The organism is Streptomyces sp. NBC_01232 (assembly GCF_035989885.1).
In the GTDB taxonomy this organism is placed as follows: Bacteria; Actinomycetota; Actinomycetes; order Streptomycetales; family Streptomycetaceae; genus Streptomyces.
Genome location: NZ_CP108518.1, coordinates 3,865,799 through 3,884,853, shown reverse-complemented (window position 1 = coordinate 3,884,853; position 19,055 = coordinate 3,865,799). Strand labels below are relative to the sequence as shown.

Sequence of the window (19,055 nt, the reverse complement as noted above, 5' to 3'; positions counted from 1 at the left end):
GGGGGACTCAGAAGCCGGTGCCGAAGCCGATGGCCCGGCCGTCCTCCTCCACGGACTCGACGTCCTGCATCTCCCGCAGGGCCTTGACCTGGGCGTGGCTCAGCCGGGCGGAGAAGCCGTGCAGGACGATGCGGTAGACGTGTACGGGGGTGGCACCGACCCGGTCCGCCACCTCGGCCGGGTCGACCTCCTCCCGCACGGTGACGATGTACGTGGCGTGGTCGGCGGGAGCCGTGTGCGGTACGGGTTCCGGTACGTCGGCGGTGGCCGCGGCCACCGGCAGGGCGGCGACGGCGGCCAGTACGGCGACGGCCACGGTCAGGGTTCGGCTCAGACGGATGCGCATGGCCCGAGGCCATCACGCGCGGCAGGGCGGGTCAACGACGCCCGCGGGTGTGGCGGGGGTACGGGCGGCGCACCGGCCGTGCGCCCCCTGATCCGGGGGCGGACCGTACGGGTGATCTTGCTGACCGGGCCGTCGGCCGCGCGGGCCCTGTACGGCACAGCGGGATAACCCTTTCTGCGCCGTGCGCGCGCCACGGCGCGTCGACGCCTGCCGGACGGGCATCCAGGTGAAGCCGGGGATTCAACCCGCCGAGCGGTGGCACCGATGGGAGGTGAGGGCCGCTTCCGCAGGAGCATTCGTTGCCGCGGGGGCGGCTCCCCCATGCCGAACCTCCACCCCGTCAGGGAGTTCTCTCCATGCGCCTGCTCGCACGTGTGGCCGCCGCCGCGCTCCTCACCGTCACTCCGATCGCGGCGGGTCGTGCCTCGGCCGCCGCCCCGGAGCCGACCCCGGCCCCGCTGAAGACGGCCGCCAACGCGGTGCCCGGTCAGTACATCGTGACCTTGGAGAAGGGTCAGGACGCGGCGAAGGTCGTCCAGCGGCTGGGTCTGAAGGCGACGTTCATCTACACCGCGGCGCTCAACGGCTTCGCCGTCCCGCTGACCCCGCTCCAGCTGACGATCGTCCGCAACAGCCTGGGGGTGAAGTCGGTCGAGGAGGACGCGAAGGTGCAGTCGGTGCCGCGTCCGGCCACCGCGCCGGGTACCCGTGCACCCTCGAACTCGTGGGGGCTGGACCGCATCGACCAGAAGGAACTGCCGCTCGACGACAACTTCACCCCCGAGGGGAATGGCGCCGGGGTGACCGCGTACATCCTCGACACGGGCATCGACTACGCCCACACCGAGTTCGGCGGGCCCGACGCCAGCCGTGCCTCCTTGGGCTTCGACGCCGTGGGCGACGGCCGCAACGGCCAGGACTGCCAAGGCCACGGCACGCACGTCGCGGGCACGGTCGCGGGCAAGACGTACGGGGTCGCGAGCAAGGCGAAGCTCGTCAGCGTCCGCGTCCTCGGCTGTGACGGCAAGGGCACCTGGTCGGGCATCATCGCGGGGCTGGACTGGGTGGCCAAGAACGCCAAGCAGCCGGCCGTGCTGAACGCCTCCCTGGGCGGTGAAAGGTCCGATGCGGTGAACGCCGCCGCCGACGCGGTCACGGACGCGGGCGTGCTGCCGGTCGTCGCGGCGGGCAATTCCGCCAGCGACGCCTGCAACGTCTCGCCGGCGTCCGCCTCGCGCGTCCTGACCGTCGGGGCGGTCACCCGGTACGACGAGGAGAGCGACTTCTCCAACTACGGCAGTTGCCTGACCCTCTACGCGCCCGGCGGCGCCATCGTCTCCGCGAAGCTCGGCGGCGGCAGCGTGGCCCTCGACGGCACCTCGATGGCTGCCCCGCACGTCACCGGTGTCGCGGTCCTCTACAAGGCCAAGAACCCGGCCGCGACGCCCGAGGACATCAACGAGTTCATCGAGCAGGAGTCCAGCAAGGACGTCCTGAGCAAGCTCAGCCCGGCCAGCCCGAACAAGCTGCTCTACACCGCCGGTCTCTGACCCGCTTCCGTACGGGCGGCCCCGGGCCGCCCGTACGGGTGCTCTTCCTGCGGTCGTCCGTTCGGGACGTCACCCCCGGCGGCGGCACGGAATGACCCTTTCTGCAGCGTCCGAGACGCGCCCCCGACGGAAGCAACGCACTGTCCGCCAGGCGGGGGCGGGCGGCTCAAGTTCTCTCCGGGACGGATCCGATGTACGGGAGGGCCGCACCCGCGGAGGAATCCAGGTCGCGGGGGCGGCTCCTCCACGCCGACTTTCAAGAAGGACGTCAGGGAGCTCCTTCCATGCGTCTGCTCGCCCGTCCGGCCACGGGCGTTCTCCTCACCGTCACCCCTGTCGCGGCCGCCTCCGCCTCCGCCTTCGCCTCACCCCGGAACCGACCCCGGCGCCGCTGCTCACGTCCTCCAACGCGATCCCCGAGAGCTGCATCGTCACCCTCGACAGGACCGCGAGCCCGGCGAGGGTCGCGGCGGCCATCGGTGTGAAGGCGAAGTTCACCTACAGGACGACGCTGAACGGCTTCGACGCGAAGCTCACCGAGAAGCAGCTGCAGGTCGCCCGGCAGACGGCCGGCGTGCAGTCCGTGGCACAGGACGTGCTGGTGACCGCCCCGCCGGTACCCGCGAGCGGCGTTGCGACCAAGGCGCCCTCGAACTCCTGGGGACTGGACCGGATCGACCAGAACTTCCTGCCGCTCGACAACGAGTTCAGCCCCCAACACCAACACCAACACCAACGGCCAGGGCGTGACGGCGTACATCCTCGACAGCGGCATCGACTTCAGGCACACCGAGTTCGGGGGCCGCGCACGTGCCGGCTTCGACGCGATCGGCGACGGCCGCAACGGCGCGGACTGCAACGGCCACGGCACGCACGTCGCGGGTACGGTCGGCGGCGAGACCTTCGGTGTGGCGCACAAGGTGAGCCTGGTCAGCGTCCGGGTGCTCGGCTGCGACGGCCGGGGCCCGTGGTCGGGGATCATCGCGGGTCTGGAGTGGGTGGCCGACAACGCCCGGCAGCCGGCCGTCCTGAACGCCTCGCTCGGCGGCGACCGGTTCGAGCCGGTCAACACCGTCACGAACGCGCTGTTCAACCGGGGTGTGCTGCCGATCGTCGCGGCGGGGAACGACAACATCGACGCCCGCCGCGTCTCGCCGGCGTCCACCTCCAACGCCGTGACGGTCGGTGCGACCAACCGCTTCGACCAGGAGACCGACTTCTCCAACTGGGGCGAGGTCCTCGACCTCTACGCCCCCGGCCAGGACATCATCTCCGCGCGGATGGGCGGCGGCAGCGTATCGCTGAGCGGCACCTCCATGGCCGCGCCGCACGTCGCCGGGGTGGCGGCCCTCTACAAGGCCGCGCACCCCACGGCGAGCCCGACCGAGGTGACGAACTTCCTGAAGAACGAGGCCACGGAGGACGTCATCCAGAACCTCAGCGACAACGGCCCCGACAAGCTGCTGTTCACCAACGGTCTCTGAGCGACCCGACGAACCGGGCCCAGGCCTGCGCGTGGAACACCACGTGCGGGCCTTCGGGCTGCTTGGAGTCCCGGACGGGCACGAGGCCGGGGTGGCCCTCGGCCACCTCGAGGCAGTTGCCGCCGCTTGCGTCGCTGTAGCTGGATTTGCGCCAGATGGCCGTCGTCAGGTCGTAGTCAGGCGTGCTGGTCATGTTCGTAATCCTCCGCCACGGACTCGATCAAGGCCAGGGACTTCCGCGGGGAAAGCGCGTTGGCCGTGAGGAGATCGTAGGTCAGCGTGTGATGAGCGACTGTCGCCGGATCGTCGAAAAGGAGCCCTGTTCCCATGCCTTCGACGTAGGAGAGCGGGGGAGCGTCGTCGAACGACATCAACTTGATGGCGCCCCCCATGGCCGCATGCAAGCCAGCACTGAAGGGCAATACCTGAACGATGATGCGGCGGGCCCGCATCAGACTTGCGATGTGGCGCAGGGCCTCGACCCGGACGGCTGGGTTGCCCCCGGCGCGGCGCAGCACCGCCTCGTCGAGGACGCACCACAACAAAGGGGTTGTTGGCTGGTTGAGCAGTGCTGCGCGGGCCAGTCGGTTCGTGACGAGTTCGTCGATCTTCTCCTCTGTTGCAGTCGGATGCCCGGCCTGGAACACCTCCCGCGCGTAAGCCTCCGTCTGGAGCAGTCCAGGGATCAGCTGCGGGGCGTACTCCCGGATTTCCCTTGCCCGAGCCTCAGCTTCGGCTGCCTCCGCGAAGTGGTCCGGGTACTTCGACTCGGCCGCTGCCTCGCAGTTGCGGAGGAAGAAGCCTCCCGTATCGAGGATCTCGTCGATCTGGCGGGCGAAGTCGAGGTGCATCCGTCGGGTGCCCGCTTCGAGCTGGCCGATGAACGAGCCGCTCACGAAGAGGCGTTCGCCGAGTTCGGCCTGGCTCAGGCCCACGCGTTCGCGCGCTACGCGCAGCTCCGCGCCCAACAGGGCGCGGGGTGACGAGGAGGGGTCGAGGTTCTTTCGTGGCATGGCAACTCCCTGAGCAACATGTGCGGTTGTTGCGGGGTCCGCACTTGAAAGGCTAGTGAGCGCGTCGCCACTCTGTGTGGAGAAGTTGAGTACTCAGAGTGGAAAGGTGACATGTCATGGTGCTCTCCCCACAGGAGCGCATGCAGGCGGCCGAGGAGGCCGTCCGGCAGCTGCGGGAATCGCTCGCCGGGGTCGGGGTGCTGTTCCCCTCGCTGGACGTGGAGCGGGTCTCGGCGGCCGGTACCTACGGCCTGCCGCTGGTCGACCTCGGCCGCTGCAACCTGGACACCGCGCTCCGGCTCGCCGCCGTGCTGCACGAGCGGGCGGCGGGCGCGTGAGCGAGTCGGTTGCGGCCGCGGAGTTCGCCTTCGAGCTCGGCTGGAAGCTGCGGGGCCTGGAGACGGCACTCGCGCCGCGCGGGGTGTGCGGGCCGGAGGCGGGCGATCCGAAGCCTCCTCCACCGCCCGGGCGGCAGCGGTTCACGCTGGTGCACTGCCCGCTGGAGGGGTATCCGGGGTTCGACGATCCGCGGTACGAGGGGCTCCGGGCGAGCCCCCCGCAGGGGTGCACGGTCGAGGACTTCGGCGGGTGCTTCGGGCTGCGGTGCGAGCGGCCGGGCGGGCGGCTGCTCGACGCGGTGGCGGAGCTGTGCGCGGAGATCCGTACTGGACACGGCCTGCTCATGACCGGCCTCGGCATCGACAAGCTGTGGGAGTGGTCCGAGGACGGTACCGACGGCTGGGGCGCCGAGATCGTGGGTCAGCTGCTGCTGATGGCCGCCGAGCGGGGGCCGAGGCTCGGCTACGGCGTCGATGACCTGGAGGGGTTCTTGCGGACCGCCGCCGGCTGAGCCGGTGCGGGAGGCGGGACCTCGCCGACCTCACGTGGCAGTGCTCGTCGCCGGGTTCCGACGGCACTGCCGACGGTCACGGCCGCCCGGCTCGGGGGCCCCGGAGCAGGGCGTGGAACAATTGATCATGCCTGTGGCCAATCCGTGGCTGGCCGGCCCGTCACCGAAGCAGCGGCTCGATCGCGAGCGGCTGGAAGAGCGCATACTCAACCTGCTGTCGTCGCAGAACATGTGCGTGCTCGCGACGGCGGGACCGGAGGGGCCGCTCGCGACGCCCGTGCGGTACTTCCACCTCGACTTCGCGGTGATGTTCTCCACGGCCGCAGGTTCGCCGAAGATGAGGAACCTTGCCGCGGATCCCAGGGTGTCGGTGGGGATCTTCGCTCCGCTGGTCGGGCAGGCCAGCAGCCGAGGCGCCCAGCTCTTCGGCCGGGCTCGCGTCCTGTCCGAGAGCGACGCGGATTTCGAGCACTACTGGCCGGCCTTCCGCTGGCAGTCCGACCATGTCGAGCGGTCGCGTTCTCTCGACGAACCGCAGTCGGGGCCGCTCGTCGTGATCGAGGCCGAGCGGATCGTCTATACCGAGCACTGGCTGCGGCGCGACGGGTTCGCGCCGCGTCAGTTCTGGACCCGGGCGGACACGTCGGCGGGATCCTGAGGCTCCCGGTCGGGGACGACATCCCCTCTGCGCAGGCGCGGCCGGCCCGTGTTCACTTCGCCGTGATGAGCTCGCTGTCGTAGGTGCCGCCTATGCAGGTGTACAGGCCCGTGGTGGAGTCGTACTCCACCGTTCCTTGGCCTTTTATGCAAGTGGGTCCGGTGACAGCCGGTACGGCGGCGGCCTGCGCGGCGGGGACCGCGGCCCCGAAAACGGCCAGTACGACCGCGGTGGTGAAGCCGAGAAGTCGTGTACGCATGAAAGCTCCCGTGGGGACGAGGGGCACCGACACCTCGATTCCAGCTTCACCCTGCGCCGCGTGGGGCGCACCCCGGCGCGGCGGTGCTCACGGGTCCGCGCTCCGGAGGCACTTCCCGCGCAGGAGCGGCAGGCTGGTGTCATGGCGAACACACCCGTGGTCACCGTGGGGGCGCCTGATGACCGTGGTCTGCGGAAGGTTCTGATCGACGGCATTTTCGCGGGCAAGGTCTGGTCGGACAAGGAACTCCGAAGAGTGCTGAGGCGTGATGGCGTGCCCGACGGACATCCCGTCCGCTGGCTCGGTGAGGACGGAACCGTCTGGCCGGATCGAGCGGGGTTGCGGAGGGCGACCGGCCTCTTCATGGTCCTCGGTCTCCTCGCCACCGCGTATCCGCTCTTCAAGATCGGATACGCGGACAGCGGCGATGCTCTGACCTACGGCGGACGCATCGCGGGATGCACCATTGTTGCGGTGGCGTTGGTGGAGCTGGGTACCGCCGTCGCCGCTGTCGACTACTGGGGCAAGCGGCGGTGGTGCTACTCGGGGGTGGCCGTTCTGGTCGGCGTCCTGATCGCCCTCTTCTGCAGCGTCTCCCTCCTGCTGCTGCAGATCGGCGAGCACTTCAACCGGTACACCACGATCGGGATAGCCCTCTGCGTCTGGTCCTTGGCGGCCCTGTCCGAACTCCACGTGTGCCGGGCGTGGATGGGCCTCTCCATTCCCAGGTCGATCGCGATCGGGGTGATCGTCTCCAGCCTTCTCGCCGCCTCCAACCTGGCGTATTCGCAAGTCTACGTTCCCTATATGACGACCCCTCTGATACAGAGCGGGGCCGAGTTCAGGGAGGCGAATCTGGCCAGGAGCGGAGCGCCGATGTACGTGACGGTACATCTGTACGTGAAGAACGCCGGCCAGGTGCCCGTCTACGTTCTCGGCAGCATCTACTGGATTCATGGTGCGCCGGCCAGTCCGCCCGAAATCAAGCCCACCGCCTTCGACCTGATCTACGACGGAGAGTTCGTCACACCTGTCGGCCGAGTGCTGAATCCGGGGGAGGAAGTGGCGCAGGACGCCGTGGTCGAGATCACGGATCCCGAAAATGCCGAGAAGCGTCCCTACGAGGCGCTCAGGGCCCAGACCGAGGTGTACGTGATCAGAAAGGACAGGATGACGATGTCCGCCGGCTTCGCGCGTACCAGGGTGGGAGCCGAGACGATCAGGAAGGATGCGGAGAAGGGGACTCCGGCGGGTGCGAAGTACCGGTACCGGTCGCAGATCGAGAACAGCAGCGAAATCCTGAACGCGACCCGCGGTCCGCAGCGTGTGACCGTGTGGAGGGTCGCCAACAAGGAATGGCCGCGCATCAATGTGGATGTGTCGCCACCCGGGCAGCGGATCGAGTTCGACCCGAACGAACCCTTCTCGAACGAAGACGCCATCAAGCGGTACGGCCTCTCGCAGGTGCGCGGAATCATGGCGCAGACGCCCTATCAGGAGCTGCTGGAGAAGGCCCGCGCCACGGTGAAGACCGTGAGTCCGCCCAAGTGACCGGTCTACGCCGGAGCGTCGGTGCGCAGGCGGGCGTGCAGGTGCTCGTCGTGCCAGCCGTCCGCGTGCAGGAGGGCTCCGCGCATGGTGCCCTCCAGGGGGAAGCCGGCCTTGGTCGCGATGGCGCAGGAGGCCGGGTTGGCCACGGAATGGGTGATCCGTACGCGCTGCAGGCCCAGGTCCTCGAAGGCCCAGCGGCTGACGCGTTCGGTGGCCGGCACCATGACCCCGCGGCCGCGTCCGGCGGGCAGCAGCCAGTAGAGGATCTCGCCGCTGCCGCCCGCGAGGTCGAGGTCGCCGACGCCGATGAGGCCGACCGCCGGGCCTCCGGCGGCGGGGGCGACGGCCCAGATCGCGGCCTCCTCGGCCTGCCAGCGGGCGTGCCAGCGGGCGATCCGTTCCTCGGCCTCGGCGGGGGTGAGGAGGGCGGGCCGGTTCCAGTGCCGGATGTCAGGGTCGAGGCAGGACTCGACGAGCGCGGGAATGTCGTACGCCGCCCAGGGGCGCAGCAGCATGCCGCCCGGCAACTCGAACTCGGGCTGCGGCAGGGCGCGCATCCGACCGGCGGGGACCACGGGAGGTATGGAGTTGATCATGTCGGCATCATTGCGGACCCGCGGCGCGCATGCGCATGCGCAGGAACAAGGCGTACGGCGAGTCCGAGGCGAAGGTCTGGCGGTGCAGCGGCTCCGGGACCCGGGGGCCCCAGAGCCAGGCCATGTCGCAGCCGTAGCAGAACGCCGCTTCGTACAGGGGCGGCTCGGCCGGGTCGGCGTACGCGCGCAGGCCCCAGCCGGGGGCGAACCCGCACAGGGTGAGGTCGGCGGCGGGGATCTTCCGTACGGCCGTGAGCATCTCCGCGACGGCGGGCCCCTCCCAGTACCCGACGACGGGCCCGGTCATCGGGCCGCCGTGGTGCTCGGGACCGGCGGTGATGCGTACGACGTCGATGCGGGTCGTGGCGGCGACGGCTTCGGCGGGGAGCAGCATCCGCACAGCATGGCAGCCGGGGTTCGGGGTCTCTCCGGCGGTCGGCAACTCCCCGATGGCGAAACGATTTTGGTGCTCTGGGCCTCGCCCGAATGCTGAAGATGATCACTCGGAGGGATGGTTTCCCTGGTCAGAGGCGCGGGGAGCGGTCGGTGACCTGGTGTGAGGATGCCGGGCGGCAGGGAGCTGCTGGGCCTCAGGAACTCCCGGCCCGCCCCGGATCACCGTGCCTGCGTGCGGTGGTTCCATGACTACGCAAGGAGCCGACCGAGTATGTCCAACACCGTCGTTGACATCTGGGGGCCTGCCTCCCCGCACGCCCGTTCCTCCTTTCCTCCCGCGCCGGAAGCGCACGACGAGTGGCCCCTGGAGGGCGGCACGGCCTGGGTGTACTACAGCCCGCTGAACCGCCGGCAGCTCATTCGGCCCGTCATCCTCTCCGACGGCTTCTCGGGTGGATCGACCAACATCGACCAGCTCTGGCACGGGCTGGAGGAGAACGGGAACTACCGCTTCATCAGTGAGCTGCACGCCACCGGCCGCGATGTGATCATCCTCGGCTACCACGACCGGACGGCCTCGATCACGGCCAACGCCGAGACCGCGATCGAGTGCATCAGCAGGGCCGTCGCCGAGCGGGTGGGTCGCGCGAAGCTGGTCGTGGGCGGCTTCAGCATGGGTGGGCTCATCACCCGCTACGCGCTGGCCAGGATGGAGAACGACCCCGGCCTCCCGGACCACGAGACCGGCACCTACCTCTCCTACGACACCCCCCACCAGGGAGCGTGGTTCCCGGTCTCCCTCCAGGCCTTCACCCACTACGCGACGGACAAGTGGGGAGACAACCCCACGCTGGGCCCCGTGCTGCGCCAGCTCTCCGGGCTGCTCAACAGCCCCGCGGCGAAGGAAATGGCCCGGTGGCACATCGGCAAGGTCGACGCCGAGCCGAAGCAGGCATCGGAGCGGCTCGCGTTCCTCCGCAAGCTCGACGACATCGGGGAGTGGCCGCGGAACGTCCGCAAGATCGGTGTCGCCAACGGCGTGGACACCGGTGCCGGAAACGGCGCCGAGGCCGACGCGATCGCGGTGCGGGGCGACGGTGAAACGCTGAAGGACACCTGGCTGAAGATCCAGGCCCAGGGTGACCAGATCGTCGCCAGGCTGCAGAAGGCCGGCGAGGAGGCGACCATGGTGCGCACCAGCGGGCTGCCCGACATCGACGGCGCTCCCGGCGGTCTGTTCACCATGCAGTCCCCGGTCGGCGACACCGGCAGCTTCGGCCTCGCCGCCCTCCTCATGACCCTGCTCGGCAACGCTGTCGACCCGGACGTCATCACCACGTCCTGTTTCATCCCCGCCATCAGCGCCGTCGCGTCCGGCGACATCAACGACCCGAAGGCGCTGTACCGCCCGATCGCCGCGGACGACAGCGCGCTCGACGCCTTCCTGTGCGCCGGCCGCAACGAGGGCCACACCACCATGACCGTGGAACTCGGGGAGTGGATCGTGAACGAGATCGTGGCCCAGTGACCACGGGGGTGGGCGGCACCGGCCCGGCAGCCGCCCCGCCCACCCCGGCGCTCCGCGCGGCGGCCGCCCCGCCCACCCCGGCGCTCCGCGCGGCGGCCGCCCCGCCCACCCCGGCGCTCCGCGCGGCGGCCGACCTAGGCCGGGACGTGTTCCTTCGGGGGCGCTTCGGGAGAGCTGGCGGTCTCCGGGGCGGTGTCCGTGTCCGGGTCGGTGTCGAGGTCGGCCAGCATCCGGCGGGTGAAGCCGAAGAAGTAGGTGGCGACGAAGCCCACCAGGTAGCCGACCAGCAGGCCGCCCGCGTAGATCGCGAGGGTGACACCGGCGCTCGACCGGCCGTCCAGCAGCGGGAACAGGGCCCAGCCGGAGGGGCCGATGGCGGTGGAGCCGAAGGCGACGCCCAGTTGGTGGAAGAGGCCGACGAAGGCGCCGCCGGCCGCGCCGCCGATGCAGGCGGTGACGAAGGGGCGGCCGAGCGGCAGGGAGACGCCGTAGATCAGCGGTTCGCCGATGCCCAGGAAGCCGGCCGGGAGGGCGGACCTGATGGTGGCGCGGAGCGAGCCGTTGCGCGGGAGCCGGTAGTGGACGGCGATGGCCGCGCCGACCTGGCCCGCGCCCGCCATGGCGAGGATGGGCAGCAGGACGGTGTAGCCGTCCTGCTCGATGAGGGTGGTGTGGATGGGGATCAGGGCCTGGTGCAGGCCGAGCATCACGAGGGGGAGGAAGAGGCCGCCGAGGACCAGGCCGGCAAAGGCGCCGCCGCCGGTGAGGAGCCAGTTCGCGAAGGTGCCGATGGCGGCGGAGGCCTCGCCGGCGAGATACATCAGGCCGAAGAGGGTGACCAGGCCCGAGATCAGCACGGTGAGGGTGGGGGTGACGAGGACGTCCAGGGCCTCGGGGACCCAGGTGCGGCACCACTTCTCCACGTACACGGCGAGGAGGGCGGCGGCGAGCGCGCCGAGCACGCCGCCCTGGCCGGGTTTCAGCTCCAGCCCGAAGGCGTCGATCTTCGCGACGCCGGGGAAGACGATGACGGCGGCGACGGCGCCGCCGAGGATGGGCGTGCCGCCGAACTCCTTGGCCGTGTTGTATCCGACGAAGACCGCGATCAGGGACATGAAGCCCGCCGAGATCGCGGCCAACGCCGGTACGACGGCGGGCACCCAGCCGAGATTGTTCAGCAGCCCGTTCAGGCCGGCGATGATGCCGCAGCCGATGAGTGCCGGGATCAGCGGCACGAAGATGTTCGCGATCCGGCGCAGGAACAGCTTGAAGGGGGTCGCGTTCCTCGCCTTCTGAGCCTCCTTCAGCGCCGCGCCGTGGGCGGCGAGGCCGTCCGCGGTGATCGCCCCGGCCGGGGTGGGGCCGGTGGTGCCGCCGGCGGGGGGTGCGGCCGGTGCGGCGGCACGGGCCTCCTCGACGAGTGCCTCGAACTCCGGGGTCACGCGGGCAACGGCGCCTGGGCCCAGCACGATCTGGTATGTGTCGTCCTCGACCACGCCGAGCACCGCGGGCAGGGCGCGCAGGGCCTCGTCCTGGACCAGCGAGCGGTCGCGCAGTGAGATGCGCAGGCGGGTCATGCAGTGCGCGATCGAGATGATGTTGTCCGGGCCGCCGACCAGCGGAAGGATCGCGGCGGCGGTGGCGCGGTTCTTGTCAGTGGACATGTGGGATCGCCTTGGGTCGGGGGTCAGCGAGTACGGGCGAGGGCGGCGCGCAGGTGGCCCTGCGATGCGGCGAGCAGCTCGGCGGCCGTGGGGCCGTCGACTCCGCCGAGGACGACGAGGACGGCGTTCTTGACCTCGCCGCCGGTGGCGGTGAGGGCCGCCTCGATCTCCTCGTCGGGCGCTCCGGTGGCCAGCGCCACGATGCGTCGGGCACGGGCGCGCAGCTTCTCGTTCGAGGAGCGCATGTCGACCATGAGGTTCCCGTAGGTCTTCCCGAGGCGGATCATCGTGATGGTCGAGATGAGGTTGAGGACGAGCTTCTGCGCGGTGCCGGCCTTCAGGCGGGTGGATCCGGTGAGGAGTTCGGGTCCGACGACCACCTCGATGCCGTGGTCGGCGGCCGCGGCGAGGGCGGAACCGGCGTTGCAGGAGAGCCCGACGGTGAGCGCGCCGCGGGTACGGGCGGACTCGACGGCGCCGATCGCGTACGGGGTGCGGCCGGAGGCGGAGATGCCGACGACCGTGTCGTCCGGCCCGATCCGCAGTGCGGTGAGGTCCTCGGCGGCCAGCTCCTTGGAGTCCTCGGCGCCCTCAACGGCCTTGACCATGGCGGAGGGGCCGCCGGCGATCAGGCCGACGACCTCGGACGGGTCGGTGTTGAAGGTGGGCGGGCATTCGCTGGCGTCCAGGACGCCCATCCGGCCGGCCGTGCCGGCGCCCGCGTAGACGAGCCGGCCGCCGCGGGCCATGCGCTCGGCGATCGCGTCGACGGCGGCGGCGATCTGCGGCAGCTGGCCGGCGACGGCGGCCGGGACGGTGGCGTCCTCGGCGTTCATGGTGCGGGCGATGTCGAGGGTGGACAGCCGGTCGATCTCGGCGAGCTCCGGGCGGAAGGCCTCGGTGGTGAGCGTTTCCAGCTGGGCGCGGAGTTCTGCGTAGGCGGTCATCGGTGACTCCCTGGCGGGTGGCGCGTGCGGCGGTGGGCGAGGGCTTCGTAGGAGGCGGTGAGGGCGGGTGCGGCGGTCTCGTAGGTCTGCTGCGCGATGCCGACGAAGAGGCAGTCGACGACGAGCAGCTGGCTGGTCCTGCTGGACATGGCGGCCGGGCGCAGGTGGGTCTCGCGGGCGGCGGAGGTGGTCAGGACGAGATCGGCGTGGCGGGTGACGGGGCTGGTGGGGCGGCCGGTGAGGGCGAGGGTGGTGGCGCCGCGCTCGAACGCGACGCGCAGCGGCTCGATCACGTCGCCGGTGGTGCCGGAGTGGGTGATCGCGACGGCGACATCGCCGGGGCGAAGCTGGACGGCGCCCGTGACGGCCAGGTGCGGGTCGCTGTGCGCGTGGGCGAGGAGGCCGATGCGCAGCAGCTTCTGGGCGAGGTCCTGGCCGACGAGGGCGGAGGCGCCGACGCCGTAGATGTCGATGCGGCGGGCGGTGGCGAGGGCGGTGACGGCGGCGGCGAGCTGGGTGAGGTCGAGTGCGGCGGCGGTGTCGGTGAGGGTCTGCGCCTCCTCGTGGGCCAGCTTGGCGACGACGTCCGCGAGGGGGTCGTCGACGGCTATGTCGACGGTGACTGCGGGGGCGGTGCCGGATTCCTGCTGGGCGGCGAGGGCGGCGAGCGCGAGGCGCAGGTCGCGGTAGCCGGGGTAGCCGAGGAGGCGTGCGGTGCGGACGACGGTGGCCTCGCTGGTGCCGGTGTGCTCGGCGAGGGCGGAGACGGTGAGCCGGGCACAGGCGGCGGGGTCGGCGGCGACGGCTTCGGCGACGGCCTGCACGGAGCGGGGCAGGGACGGGGCGAGGCTGCGGATCCGGGCCCGGAGGGCGTGCGGCGGGGGAGCCGGGGCGGGGCCGTCGGTGGGGCCGTTGACGGGGCTGGAAGTTTCCTTCGTGTTCTGGCTCACATCTGAAATTTATTTTCAGCGCCGGCTCCGGTCAATACGCCATTGGGCCTCCGGAAAGAGGGCCTTCATCACCGGGCCCCTGCGGGTCCACAATGGGCGCATGGACCACGCGACCCCCCTGGAACAGGCGCTGCACGTCGCCCGTGCCCTCGTTCTCGCCGATCTCGCTGCCGGTGAGGTCGCCGATGCCGATGTCGTCTCCCTCGTCGAGGACTCGGTCACGCACCGCCGGTGGTGGGTGGAGCAGTGGCCGGAGGGGGTCGACTACCTTGCCGGACTTGTCGCCCAGGACGTGAAGGACGCGCTGCTGGAGAAGTACGGACGATGGCCGCTCTGCCCGGTCTGCAACCACGGCGAGCCGCACGCGCTCGACGTGGAGCCGGAGCTGGGACCCGACCCGCACTGGGTGTGCTCGGAGGCGGGTGTGAAGGTGGCCGCGATCGGCGGCCTGGGTCCCGTCTTCGGCCTCCGGTGAGCCGCCGGTGACCGTATACATCGACCCGCCGACCTGGCCGGGCCACGGCCGCATGTGGTCGCACCTGGTCAGCGACGTGTCGTACGAGGAGCTGCACGCCTTCGCGGCGGGCATCGGCTGCCCGCCGAGGGCCTTCGAACGGGACCACTACGACGTGCCGTCCTACCGGTACGCGGACGCGGTCGGCGCGGGGGCTGTGGAGATCGGCAGCAAGGAACTCGTCCGCCGCCTCACCGCGGCGGGCCTGCGCCGCCCCAAGGGCCGGCCGGCGGCCTAGGCCGCCTCTTTCGGATCTTGTCGGCCGAGCCCGCGTTGTCCGGTGCCGTGCATCGCAAGGCGGAGGAGCTCCCTTGTACTGGACGTACTCGGGAGCCCCGACAACGCAGCGAGGTGCGGTGCCGGGCAGCGCGGGCCCGACAAGATCCGAAAGAGACGACCTAGGTGGTCCTGTCGTCAGAGTCCCGCTTGGCCCGTGGCGCCCAACCGGCGCTACTTCGACGACAGGACCTAGGAGCTCGGGGCGGGGCTCGGGGCCGGGGTCGGTGGTGCGGACGACTCCGGGACGGCGTTGGGCTGGGCCGCAGGCGGGAGCGACCAGACGTGCTCGGGGGTCGCGATCTTGGTGACCGTGTTGGCGATGAGGGAGCTCAGGCTGCCGAACTTCCCGTCGACGTCGGAGTTCACCACGATCACCATCGTGGCGCGCTCCTGCGGGAGCCGGACGGCGATGGTCTCGTAGCCGGGCAGCTCGCCGTTGTGGCCGATCCAGCCGTCGAGCTCGGCGATGCCGAGCCCGTAGCCGATGTCGGGGTGCCCGGTGGGCAGCATGCGCATCCGCTGGGCCTGGGTGCCCGGCTCCAGCAGGCGGTCGCCGTCGGGCAGCTTCCCGGTGACCAGGGTCGGGACCCAGGAGTGCAGGTCGTCCATGGTGGAGATCGTCGCTCCGGCCGCCCATGCCCAGGACGGGTTCCAGGTGGAGGCGTCGACGGTCGCGCCGTTCGGGGTGAAGTTCGTGTAGCCGTGCACGTACGGGGACGCGATCTCCGCGCCGGTCGGCAGCGAGGTCGCGCCCAGGTCCGCCGGTTCGAAGACGTGCTGCTGCAGGTAGGTGTGCAGGGGCTGCCCGCCGACCTTCTCGACGAGCAGGCCGAGCAGGACGGTGTTGGTGTTGGAGTACTCCCAGCGCGTGCCCGCCGGGAAGTTGGCAGGGTGCCGGAAAGCGGTGTCCAGCAGCTCCTGCGGGGTCCAGGTGCGGTGCGGGTCGGCCTTGTAGGTGGCCAGCAGGCGCGGGTCCTCGGTGTAGTTGTAGAGGCCGCTGCGCATGTCGGCGAGCTGCCGGACGGTGATCTTGTCGCCGCCGGGCACGCCGTCGAGGTACGTCGAGACCGGCGCGTCGAGCCGTACCTTCCCGTCGTCGACGAGCTGCAGGACGGCGGTGACGGTGAAGGTCTTGGTGACACTGCCGATGCGGGTGTGCGTGTCGGTCTTGATGGGGACGCCGGTGGCCTTGTCGGCGGTGCCGAAGGCGCGCACGTAGGGGTCCTCGCCGTCGATCCACAGGCCGACACCCACGCCGGGGATGTCGGCCTTGCGCATGGCCGCGGTGATCGCGTCGTCGAGCTGCTCGGCGGTCGCCGGGTCGATGTCGACCCGGCCCGGCGGGGCGGCCGGGGGGGCCTGGCCCGCGCACAGCGCGGTCAGCAGCAGGGAGGCGGCTGCCAAGACGGTGGGCGTCCGGTACCGGCCCATGAAGGATCACCCCTGACGCGCTTCCCCGAGCGGTCCCCGGTCCCCGAGCTGACGTTCCCATCGTAGGAAGCCGGGTCCGGGGCGGCGACCGGGGCCCGGGACCGGGGCCCGGGACCGGGGTCAGGCGCGTGCGGGTTCCCCGGCGGGGGTCGCGGCGGCGCCTCCCGCGGCGACCACGCGGGTGGCCGGCTGCGGCGTACGGCGGTCCAGGCGCAGGGCGATCACGGTGAGGGCGATCGCGGTGACCGTCATGGCGGCGCCCGCCCAGGCGGTGGCGCCGAAGCCCAGGTCCGCGTCGATGACGGTGCCGCCGAGCCAGGGACCACCGGTGTTGCCGAGGTTGAACGCGGCCGTGGTGGTGGCACCGGCCAGGGTCGGGGCGGCGCCGGCCACGTTGAACATGCGGGCGTTGAGCGCCGGGGCGGTGAAGAACGCCGAGAAGCCGAGCAGGAAGGCCAGGGCGACCGCCGCGGTGGCGCTGGAGGCCAGCAGGGCGAGCGCGGCGAGGAAGACGGTGGAGGCGGTGACGCCCCAGATCATCACGCCGAACAGGTGCGCGTCGGCGACCCGGCCGCCGACGGTGGTGCCGGCCAGCGCGCCGATGCCGAAGAGGCCGAGGATCCACGGGACCCACTGCGAATCCAGCCCGGCCACGTCCGTGAGCAGCGGGGAGAGGTAGCTGAAGGCACAGAAGACGCCCCCCGCGGCCAGCGCCGTGATGCCGATGGCGAGCCATACCTGGCGGTCGCGGTAGATGCGCAGCTCGCGCCCGAGCGAGGGCTTCTCGGCGGGCAGCGGGATCTTCGGGATGAGCGCCAGGATGCCGACGAGCGCGATCGCGGAGGCGGCGCCGACCGACCAGAAGGCGGAGCGCCAGCCCAGGTGCTCGCCGAGGAAGGCGCCGGCGGGGACGCCGAGGACGTTCGCGATCGACAGGCCGCCGATCATGACGGCCATCGCGCGGGCCCGCTGGTCCTTGTCGACCATGGCGATGGCGACGGCCGCGCCCACGGCCCAGAAGCCGGCGCAGGCGAGTGCGGAGACCACGCGGGAGGCGAAGAGGAGCTCGTAGGAGGGGGCCAGCGCGCCCGCGACCTGCCCGAGGCCGAAGAGGCTGATGAGGGAGATGAGGGTGGTGCGGCGGGGGAGGCGCAAGGTGGCTACGGCCAGCAGCGGGGCTCCGACGACCATGCCGATCGCGAAGGCGGATATGAGCAGGCCCGCCTGCGGAATGGTGACGCCCATGTCCTCGGCGATGGGTGGCAGCAGCCCGGAGAGCATGAATTCGCTGGTGCCGAGCGCGAACACGGACAGTCCGAGGACGTAGACGGCGACGGGCATGCGGGGGCGTGCTGCGACTGCGGGCATGACTGTCACCAACCAGCGCGAACGCGATCAAATTCCCCGGGGTGTGTCATTCGTGTTGCGTGAGCTCGGCGAGCTCGGCGGCCAGGTTGGCGCGGGCCGGGGCCTCCCAGTGCGCGGCTCCGTAGGGGGTGCGGAAGAGCCGCGGCAGGTCGAGGAGCTGGCGCAGGACGGCGGCGCGGCCGGTGCGGAAGGCGTCGTCCGGGACGAAGCCGTACTCGGCGCGGACGGCGGCGACGTACGCGGCGTAGGCGTCGGGGGCCCCGGCCAGTACCGCCAGGTCGGCGTCGCAGAGCGCCTCGCCGTCGGTGTCACCGGGGGCGGGGTCGTGGGTGACGGTGAGCCGGACCAGCCGGGCCACCTCGGCGGTGCGCGCCGGGCCGATGCCGAGCTCGGGGAGGGCGCGCTCGGCCATGGCGGCGCTGCGCTCCTCGTTCTCGGAGCGGTCGGGGCGGTAGACGGCGTCGTGGAACCAGGCGGCGAGCTGCACGGCGGCGGGATCGGCGGCGTGCGGGGCCAGTACGTCGACCCGCGCGAGTACGTCGGCCAGGTGAGCGGTGGTGTGGTAGCGGCGCTGCGGCTCCGCCCAGGCGGTGAGGAGGCGCTCGGCGTAGGGGGCGGGATCGCGGTCGGCGGGGGCGCCGGCGGCGGTGACGGTCGCCCGCCAGCGGGCCCGGAGGTCGGCGGTGTCGCTGCGGTGGGTGCCTGTGTCCATGGGCACATTGTGGGGTGGCGTGATTGTGCTGGTGAAGGGCGGGTGGAGCCCCGTATTCTGAATATTGGACTAGACCTATTTCACCACAGTTTTCCCGAGCTGGTTTTCGAAGGATGGGATCGAATGAGCAACCGTGCGCTCCTGGAGGTGATCGCCCTCGACGTGGAGGATGCGGTCGCGGCCCAGGCCGGTGGGGCGGACCGACTCGAGCTGGTCACCGACATGGCCGCCGACGGGCTCACCCCGCCGCGCGAGACCTTCGCGGCGATCAGGGCGGCGGTCGACATCCCGCTGCGCGTGATGCTCCGCAGGACGGACGGGTTCGCGGCCGGGGACGTGTCCGAGCTGGTCCGGGTGGCGCGGGAGCTGCGGGCGGAGGGCGCGCAGGAGTTCGTGCTCGGCTTCCTGCACGCGGACGGCACCCCCGACCTGGCCGCGGTCGAGGCGGTCGTCGCGGAGCTGGACGGCTGCCGGTGGACCTTCCACCGGGCGATCGACCGCGCGGCGGACCGGGACCAGCTGCGCAAGGCGCTGGCCGATCTGCCCGGGCTGGACACGTACCTGACGGCGGGCGCGGCGGACGGGGTGGAGGCGGGGCTTCCGGTGCTGCTCGCGGAGGCGGCGCGGCGGGGTGAGCCGGGGTACGGGGCGCGGATCCTGGTGGGCGGCGGGCTGACGCTGTCGCACCTGCCGGTGCTGGTCGCCGGTGGCATCGACGCGTTCCACATCGGCGGCGCGGCGCGTCCCTCCGGGTGGGGCGGACCGGTCTCGGCGGCGGCCGTCGCCGACTGGCGAGCCGCGCTGTCCTGACGGGGGTCCGGCTGTCGGCCGGCGCCGCCGCCGCTGCCGGGGGCTCCGCCCCCGGACCCCCGCGCCTCAAACGCCGGCGGGGCTGGAAAATCCAGCCCCGCCGGCGTTTGAGGCGCGGGGTCTGGGGCGGAGCCCCAGGAGGGCGGGCC

The 19,055-nt window shown here is 71.5% G+C and carries 22 protein-coding genes; 10 read left to right on the top strand and 12 right to left on the bottom strand.

Going from position 1 to position 19,055, the window contains the following annotated elements:
- Window positions 1–7 precede the first annotated feature (7 nt).
- Window positions 8–346 (bottom strand): protease inhibitor I9 family protein, encoded by a 339-nt coding sequence (locus OG444_RS17825; protein WP_327263125.1) that lies wholly within the window; start codon window positions 344–346, stop codon window positions 8–10.
- A 356-nt stretch (window positions 347–702) separates the two neighbouring features.
- Between OG444_RS17825 and OG444_RS17820 the strand changes: the two genes are divergently transcribed.
- Together OG444_RS17820 and OG444_RS17810 are read left to right on the top strand one after the other, a co-directional pair.
- Window positions 703–1,896: a S8 family peptidase gene (locus OG444_RS17820; RefSeq protein WP_327263124.1), complete on the top strand. Its 1,194-nt coding sequence runs from the start codon at window positions 703–705 to the stop codon at window positions 1,894–1,896.
- Window positions 1,897–2,642: 746 nt separating this feature from the next.
- Window positions 2,643–3,380, top strand: coding sequence for a S8 family peptidase (locus tag OG444_RS17810; RefSeq protein WP_327263123.1), 738 nt, complete (start codon window positions 2,643–2,645; stop codon window positions 3,378–3,380).
- On the opposite strand, the gene OG444_RS17805 is transcribed toward OG444_RS17810, so the two are convergent.
- Complete coding sequence (locus tag OG444_RS17805) at window positions 3,364–3,573, bottom strand: DUF397 domain-containing protein (protein ID WP_327263122.1); 210 nt, start codon at window positions 3,571–3,573, stop codon at window positions 3,364–3,366. The genes OG444_RS17810 and OG444_RS17805 overlap by 17 nt on opposite strands.
- Window positions 3,557–4,393, bottom strand: coding sequence for a helix-turn-helix domain-containing protein (locus OG444_RS17800; RefSeq protein WP_327263121.1), 837 nt, complete (start codon window positions 4,391–4,393; stop codon window positions 3,557–3,559). Before OG444_RS17800 ends, OG444_RS17805 begins: the two co-directional genes overlap by 17 nt.
- A gap of 116 nt (window positions 4,394–4,509) precedes the next feature.
- On the opposite strand from OG444_RS17800, the gene OG444_RS17795 reads away from it, so the two are divergent.
- The 3 genes from OG444_RS17795 (at window position 4,510) to OG444_RS17785 (ending at window position 5,901) form a co-directional block, all read left to right on the top strand.
- Entirely contained in the window at window positions 4,510–4,731 is a 222-nt protein-coding gene (locus tag OG444_RS17795) for a hypothetical protein (protein ID WP_327263120.1), read from the top strand.
- On the top strand, window positions 4,728–5,243 hold the full coding sequence (locus OG444_RS17790; protein WP_327263119.1) for an amidase: 516 nt from the start codon (window positions 4,728–4,730) through the stop codon (window positions 5,241–5,243). Before OG444_RS17795 ends, OG444_RS17790 begins: the two co-directional genes overlap by 4 nt.
- A 127-nt stretch (window positions 5,244–5,370) precedes the next feature.
- Entirely contained in the window at window positions 5,371–5,901 is a 531-nt protein-coding gene (locus tag OG444_RS17785) for a pyridoxamine 5'-phosphate oxidase family protein (RefSeq protein WP_327266832.1), read from the top strand.
- Window positions 5,902–5,953: 52 nt separating this feature from the next.
- Here OG444_RS17785 and OG444_RS17780 read toward each other — a convergent pair whose 3' ends face one another.
- Entirely contained in the window at window positions 5,954–6,160 is a 207-nt protein-coding gene (locus tag OG444_RS17780; RefSeq protein WP_327263118.1) for a hypothetical protein, read from the bottom strand.
- Between the two features lie 141 nt (window positions 6,161–6,301).
- On the opposite strand from OG444_RS17780, the gene OG444_RS17775 reads away from it, so the two are divergent.
- Window positions 6,302–7,711: a hypothetical protein gene (locus tag OG444_RS17775; protein WP_327263117.1), complete on the top strand. Its 1,410-nt coding sequence runs from the start codon at window positions 6,302–6,304 to the stop codon at window positions 7,709–7,711.
- 5 nt (window positions 7,712–7,716) lie between these two features.
- Here the strand turns inward: OG444_RS17775 and OG444_RS17770 are convergent, their stop codons facing one another.
- On the bottom strand, window positions 7,717–8,307 hold the full coding sequence (locus OG444_RS17770) for a GNAT family N-acetyltransferase (protein ID WP_327263116.1): 591 nt from the start codon (window positions 8,305–8,307) through the stop codon (window positions 7,717–7,719).
- A gap of 7 nt (window positions 8,308–8,314) precedes the next feature.
- Window positions 8,315–8,701 (bottom strand): hypothetical protein, encoded by a 387-nt coding sequence (locus OG444_RS17765; RefSeq protein WP_327263115.1) that lies wholly within the window; start codon window positions 8,699–8,701, stop codon window positions 8,315–8,317.
- A 273-nt stretch (window positions 8,702–8,974) separates the two neighbouring features.
- Here OG444_RS17765 and OG444_RS17760 point away from each other — a divergent pair, with 273 nt between their 5' ends.
- The gene (locus OG444_RS17760) at window positions 8,975–10,231 is read left to right on the top strand and encodes an esterase/lipase family protein (protein WP_327263114.1); all 1,257 of its coding nucleotides are present in this window, start codon (window positions 8,975–8,977) and stop codon (window positions 10,229–10,231) included.
- 134 nt (window positions 10,232–10,365) lie between these two features.
- On the opposite strand, the gene OG444_RS17755 is transcribed toward OG444_RS17760, so the two are convergent.
- From OG444_RS17755 to OG444_RS17745, 3 genes are read right to left on the bottom strand one after another with little or no spacing between them, the layout of a single operon-like run.
- Window positions 10,366–11,895, bottom strand: coding sequence for a PTS transporter subunit EIIC (locus OG444_RS17755; protein ID WP_327263113.1), 1,530 nt, complete (start codon window positions 11,893–11,895; stop codon window positions 10,366–10,368).
- 23 nt (window positions 11,896–11,918) lie between these two features.
- Window positions 11,919–12,842, bottom strand: a complete 924-nt coding sequence (gene murQ / locus OG444_RS17750; protein ID WP_327263112.1) for an N-acetylmuramic acid 6-phosphate etherase — start codon at window positions 12,840–12,842, stop codon at window positions 11,919–11,921.
- Window positions 12,839–13,792, bottom strand: coding sequence for a MurR/RpiR family transcriptional regulator (locus tag OG444_RS17745; protein ID WP_442810553.1), 954 nt, complete (start codon window positions 13,790–13,792; stop codon window positions 12,839–12,841). Before OG444_RS17745 ends, murQ begins: the two co-directional genes overlap by 4 nt.
- A 100-nt stretch (window positions 13,793–13,892) precedes the next feature.
- Here OG444_RS17745 and OG444_RS17740 point away from each other — a divergent pair, with 100 nt between their 5' ends.
- Together OG444_RS17740 and OG444_RS17735 are read left to right on the top strand one after the other, a co-directional pair.
- Entirely contained in the window at window positions 13,893–14,267 is a 375-nt protein-coding gene (locus OG444_RS17740) for a hypothetical protein (RefSeq protein ID WP_030727652.1), read from the top strand.
- A gap of 7 nt (window positions 14,268–14,274) precedes the next feature.
- Window positions 14,275–14,544 (top strand): DUF4031 domain-containing protein, encoded by a 270-nt coding sequence (locus tag OG444_RS17735; protein WP_030387344.1) that lies wholly within the window; start codon window positions 14,275–14,277, stop codon window positions 14,542–14,544.
- Between the two features lie 230 nt (window positions 14,545–14,774).
- Here the strand turns inward: OG444_RS17735 and OG444_RS17730 are convergent, their stop codons facing one another.
- From OG444_RS17730 to OG444_RS17720, 3 genes are all read right to left on the bottom strand, one after another.
- Entirely contained in the window at window positions 14,775–15,989 is a 1,215-nt protein-coding gene (locus OG444_RS17730; protein WP_327263111.1) for a serine hydrolase domain-containing protein, read from the bottom strand.
- Window positions 15,990–16,136: 147 nt separating this feature from the next.
- Window positions 16,137–17,357, bottom strand: coding sequence for a Cmx/CmrA family chloramphenicol efflux MFS transporter (locus tag OG444_RS17725; RefSeq protein WP_327266830.1), 1,221 nt, complete (start codon window positions 17,355–17,357; stop codon window positions 16,137–16,139).
- Window positions 17,358–17,430: 73 nt separating this feature from the next.
- The gene (locus OG444_RS17720; RefSeq protein ID WP_327263110.1) at window positions 17,431–18,096 is read right to left on the bottom strand and encodes an HD domain-containing protein; all 666 of its coding nucleotides are present in this window, start codon (window positions 18,094–18,096) and stop codon (window positions 17,431–17,433) included.
- Between the two features lie 123 nt (window positions 18,097–18,219).
- Here OG444_RS17720 and OG444_RS17715 point away from each other — a divergent pair, with 123 nt between their 5' ends.
- Window positions 18,220–18,906 carry a copper homeostasis protein CutC gene (locus OG444_RS17715; protein ID WP_327263109.1) on the top strand — a complete coding sequence of 229 codons (687 nt, stop codon included), beginning with the start codon at window positions 18,220–18,222 and terminating at the stop codon, window positions 18,904–18,906.
- The last annotated feature ends 149 nt before the right edge of the window (window positions 18,907–19,055 follow it).